The 5196-nt window shown below is 35.7% G+C and carries 5 protein-coding genes; all 5 read left to right on the top strand.

Features of this window, described 5'->3' with window-relative positions; genetic code table 11:
* Positions 1–124 precede the first annotated feature (124 nt).
* Positions 125–733, top strand: coding sequence for a polysaccharide biosynthesis/export family protein (locus tag E1171_RS07750; RefSeq protein ID WP_246164232.1), 609 nt, complete (start codon positions 125–127; stop codon positions 731–733).
* On the top strand, positions 730–942 hold the full coding sequence (locus E1171_RS24440) for a hypothetical protein (RefSeq protein ID WP_246164230.1): 213 nt from the start codon (positions 730–732) through the stop codon (positions 940–942). Before E1171_RS07750 ends, E1171_RS24440 begins: the two co-directional genes overlap by 4 nt.
* Before the next feature lie 6 nt (positions 943–948).
* Positions 949–3369 (top strand): GumC family protein, encoded by a 2421-nt coding sequence (locus E1171_RS07745; RefSeq protein ID WP_155205441.1) that lies wholly within the window; start codon positions 949–951, stop codon positions 3367–3369.
* Positions 3370–3375: 6 nt separating this feature from the next.
* On the top strand, positions 3376–4113 hold the full coding sequence (locus E1171_RS07740) for a CpsB/CapC family capsule biosynthesis tyrosine phosphatase (RefSeq protein ID WP_187696331.1): 738 nt from the start codon (positions 3376–3378) through the stop codon (positions 4111–4113).
* A gap of 185 nt (positions 4114–4298) precedes the next feature.
* On the top strand, positions 4299–5196 hold an 898-nt coding region (locus tag E1171_RS07735), incomplete at its 3' end, for an SDR family NAD(P)-dependent oxidoreductase (RefSeq protein WP_155205440.1).

Genomic DNA, 5196 nt, shown 5'->3' with positions numbered 1-5196 from the left:
GAATTATATTCCCTTAAGGAAAAAATTATTCTTAAAAAGACAGGTATTATTTTTAGTATAAGTAAGTATATTTGTCCATATTTTTAAAAAAACATTGAGTTAAATAAATCACACAAAGACTTACATGAATCTTTTTAAACACAATCTGCTCAAATTTAAGTCTTTAGCATTATCTCTGGTGTTTCTAACCTCTTCATGTACTTCCTATCGACAGAATATTCTTTTTCGAACTGAAAAGGAAGTAATTCCAGAAAAGCTTTTGAGTGCTTCTCATTTTGCCAATCAAAATTATCTTATTCAATCAAACGATTATCTTGAAATAGAGGTGTATACGAGGAATGGGGAACGCATTATAGATCCCGATTTCGAATTAACTGCTAGTGTGGCTAACAATAATATGCTTAATAGGGGCAAGGAAAAGTATATGGTGAGAACTGATGGTTTTGCTAATTTGCCACTCATCGGAGAAATAAAACTTGCCGGGCTTACACTTGAACAGGCCAATACACTACTTCAGGATAAGTATGACAATTATTATAAAGACTCTTTTGTCCAGACCAAATATGTCAATAAAAGAGTCACGGTTTTAGGTGCCGGAGGTGGAAAAGTAATTCCTTTGGAGAATGAAAATACTACGCTTATTGAAATTTTAGCCCTTTATGGGGGGCTGGACAATACCTCTAAAGGCAACAATATACGTCTGATCCGAGGAGATCTGAAAGATCCTGAATGAGGATTATTGACCTTACCACCATTGAGGGAATGAAAAAGGCAGACTTGAAAATTTATCCGGGAGATATCATTTATGTGGAACCAGTTCGAAGGGTATTTTCAGAATCCATTAGAGATGTGACACCCATCTTAGGAATTTTATCAAGCATTACTACCCTCATTTTAGTAATTCCTAATATCTTTCCTAAAAACGAAAGCAACAGTAATTAATAAAACTTGGAAAAGCAAAAATATGATATAGCGGCTGACCGCGACAAACAGCACCAAAGCTTGGCTTCTGACCCTTTATCAGTTCTGGATATTGATAAGGCATTCAGTGTGGTACGTTCAAGCCTTCCCTGGATTTTGCTCATTATTTTGTTTACCAATCTGTCCGCCTATCTAATCATTAGGTATACTCCACCCCTGTACGAATCTTCCACAGAACTAAAATTGGCTGTTAAGGATGAAGGGGTGAGTATGTTAGGATTTAATGCCTTGACCGAAAGCCCAACATATGATAACCTTTCTGGAGAAATAGAATTAATCAATTCAAAACTGCTATTTAATAAAGTAATTGATTCCCTGGGACTTGATGTTACTTATAGAACGGATTATGGGAATATTCTAAATGAAGAAAGGTATGGAAACTCTCCATTTAGGGTTGATTTTGGGCTCAAAAACCCCGCTTTTTATGATAAGGAGTTTTCTATCAAAATATTGAATGAGAGAGAATATAAATTGAATTACCTGTTTGGTGAACAGCTTTTTTCGGAAGAACATACCTTCGGAAAAGCTTTCTCCAATAAACATTTCAAATTAAACATTCACTTAACCTCAAATTTTTCCAAAGAGTTGACGGGGAATAACAGCTTTGTTTTCATAATAAACAGTAGAGATGCCCTGATCAAATACATTGCCTCCAGTATCAAGGTAGTGCCCTTAAACCTGAATGCTAAAACCATAAGGATTACTTTTTCTGATCGAAATAAATACAAAGCCAAAGAAATTGTAAGTGCTATTGCTCATATTTATCTCGATTACACCTCTGAAGAGAAAAACAAGGCAAATAAGAGTAAGATCAAATTTTTGGATGAACAGCTGGATCAAACCGCCCAAAAATTAGAGTACTATGAGAAATATTTTGAAAACTTTACTATTGAAAACAAAACCCTGGACCTTAACCAAAACATCAATAAGGCTATAACCCAATTAGAAAAACTAGATTCTCAGAGGTTTCAGATCAATCACAATATTGGGCAGTACCGTAAATTGAAAAATCTCATTGAGAAAGACAGTAGTGGTAGTAAAACACTTTCTTTTTATGATGATTTACAACCTGATATCCGGCAAAAACTTCAGGATCTAAATGAGGTCCTAGAATCTAAAAAGATTTTATTAGGGGCTTATAATGAAAACACCTATGCTGTCCAAAAGAAAGAACTTGAAGCCGAGCTTTATAAAAAAGAATTGTTAACCTACCTACAAGAGTACGAAAATGGAGTAGTAAAACAGCTTGAGGAGCTAAAAAATCAAAAGGAATATTTTCAGGAAAATTTATTTCAATTACCTGCCAAGGGGACAGCATATAACAAGGCGCAGAGGCGATATGGATTATATGAAAGTTTTTTTCTTTCCATGATGCAAAAAAAGGCAGAGTTTGAAATTGCTCAGGCGGGAACATTAACCGATTTTGTGATTTTGTCACCAGCCAATTTAGCTGGAGCTCCCGTATCGCCCAACAAATTGCTTATCCATGGAATTGGAGGCTTGGCGGGTATTCTCTTTAGCTTTTTATTTATCGCGGTACGATATTTATTGCATCATTCAATAAGCACGGTCAATGAATTGGAGCGTCTTGTAATGTCTCCATTATTGGGGGTTATACCTTTTTATAGAGGAAGTAAAAAGGAACATTCCGAATTGATCATTGCAAGAAACCCTAAATCAATAGTTAGTGAATCCTTGCGGTCAATAAGAACTAATATGGAGTTTTTACGCACTAAATCTCATAAAAAGATAATTTCCATAACTTCCACAGTTGGGGGGGAAGGAAAGACTTTTGTTGCGGTTAACCTTGGAGGTATTTTGGGTCTTGCTAACCAAAAGATAATTATATTGGACCTGGATATGAGACAGCCTAAGGTTCATCTGGCCTTTAATGATCCAATAAGTCAGGAAGGAATGAGTACTTTGCTGATTGGAAAAAGTACCATTAAGGATTGTATCCGCTCAACCTCTGTTAAAAATTTAGATTATATTCCTGCAGGACCTACTCCCCCAAATCCTTCAGAATTATTACTGAACGAGGAATTTGATCATCTGCTGAATAAACTAAAGGAAACCTATGATATTATCATTTTAGATACTCCCCCTATTGGCCTTGTAGCTGATGGAATCTTAGTAATGCAGAAGGCAGACCTCCCTATTTATATTGTAAGGGCTAATTACAGTAAAAAGTCTTTTGTTAAAACCCTGAATCGTCTGATTGAGGTAAATGGATTTAAAAACATTTCTATTATTTTTAATTCTGTTAAAACTGGTAAGGCAAATTATTATGGTTATTATGGTTATGACAATAGCCATATTGAAGGGTATCCTGGTGTTGGGGGCCCCGGCAAGAAAATCCTCAAGAAATTCAATCTTCTAAAAAAGTAACAATCTGTGCTTGCAAAGCTATTCAGAAGGCGTAACTCAACAGGTTTAGTTTCTCCCCTAAAAGTTGATATTCATTCCCATCTCTTGCCTGGAATCGATGATGGTGTAGCAACTCTGGAAGATTCCCTCCAGCTACTAGAAAAATTGCAAGAGATAGGTTTCCATAAGGTGATTACCACTCCCCATATCATGAAGGATTATTATCCAAATACTCCCGAAGTGATCCAAGAAATTTTAAAAAAAACCCAAGATGAAATGAGGAGAAATGGGCTCACTATTCAGTTAGAGGCTGCAGCTGAATATTATTTGGATGAAAGTTTTATGCAATTACTGGAAAAGGGAAGAGAACTGCTGACTTTTCATGATCGATATTTATTGTTTGAGACACCCGTAATGAATAAGCCCGTTTTTTTAAAAAATGTTATTTTTCAATTAAGAGCAATGGGAATTAAACCGGTAATGGCTCACCCTGAAAGGTATTTTTACCTTTATGACTCTCTTGAGCTCATCAATGAATTGGAAGAAATGGGCACTTTATTCCAAATAAATCTTGGTTCTCTCTCTGGTTTTTATTCCAGACAAACCAAAAACATGGCTGAGTTCTTAATTGATCAGAAAAAAGTGAATTTTTTGGGAAGCGATTGCCATCATACCAATCACATTAAAGCGGTTGAAAAAGCTTTGAAGACTCCTTATTTCAAAAAGGCAATGGAATTGAATTTACTTAATAACTCTCTACTTTAAATTAAATCAGCAGTATAAAAGCAGGGGTTTTATGCAGTTCAGGACCTTTGTTCTATAAAAGTAAAGTATTGAGTTCTTTGAGTAGGGAAGCAAATTCCTGAGTTTTTAAAGATCACCTCTTACTCTTTATAATTCATTATTAACTATTCCTTATATTTGGCCTTGGATTAATTAAACCTTGAAATATGATACTGGTCACCGGTGCCAATGGACTTTTAGGAAGCTTTATTTGTAGAAAGCTGTTAAATGAGGGGCAAGAGTTCAAGGCCCTGAAAAGAGCTTCGAGTGATCTAAAACTCCTACAGGAAATCAAACATCTTATACATTGGGAAACTGCTGATCTGGCAGATTCTACAGCTTTATATCAAGTATTGGAAGGTGTAGATGTCGTTTTTCATTGTGCAGCTATGGTATCTTTTGACCGACGGGATAGCAAAGCTATGTATCATATCAATGTGGAAGGTACCAAAACCTTGGTAGACACTTGCTTGGAAAGAGGAGTTCAAAAGTTTGTTCATATTAGCTCTATTGCAGCAATTGGGAAGGGAGAAAAAGAAGATAGTATTGTCAATGAAGGAACACAATGGGTCAACTCCGAGGCTTCAACTTCATATGCGAAAACCAAACATTTAGCCGAACTTGAAGTTTGGAGGGGAGAAATGGAGGGGTTAAAGACGATTATTGTTAATCCTTCAGTAATCCTTGGACCAGGTGATTGGAATAAAAGTAGTTGCAGGATTTTTAAATACCTCTGGGAAGAAAAACCTTATTATACCGATGGTGATTTAAATTATGTTGATGTAAGGGATGTTGCGGACATGTTATATCAATTATATCTTTCTGGTACGCATGGGGAAAGGTATATCCTTAATGCTGGCCGGGTTTCTTTTAGTGATTTATTCAACAGAATTAGCCAAAATTTTGAAAAGCGAACACCTAAAATTAAGGTAGGGAAAAGTCTTATTCGCATGGCAATAAGTTTTGAACGATTACGTTCTTTTTTGACCAGAAGTAAACCCCTAATTCCTGAAGAAAGCAAACAATTTTCGGGGAAAAAGCCCAACTACGATAATACCAAAATCC

This window comes from Xanthovirga aplysinae, assembly GCF_009711365.1.
Taxonomy (GTDB): Bacteria; Bacteroidota; Bacteroidia; order Cytophagales; family Cyclobacteriaceae; genus Xanthovirga; species Xanthovirga aplysinae.
This window is presented reverse-complemented; position numbering and strand designations above follow the sequence as displayed.

Coding starts and splice junctions, on each gene's coding strand:
- E1171_RS24440 (WP_246164230.1), top strand. CDS start 730: ATGAGGATTATTGACCTTACCACCATTGAGGGAATGAAAAAGGCAGAC.
- E1171_RS07750 (WP_246164232.1), top strand. CDS start 125: ATGAATCTTTTTAAACACAATCTGCTCAAATTTAAGTCTTTAGCATTA.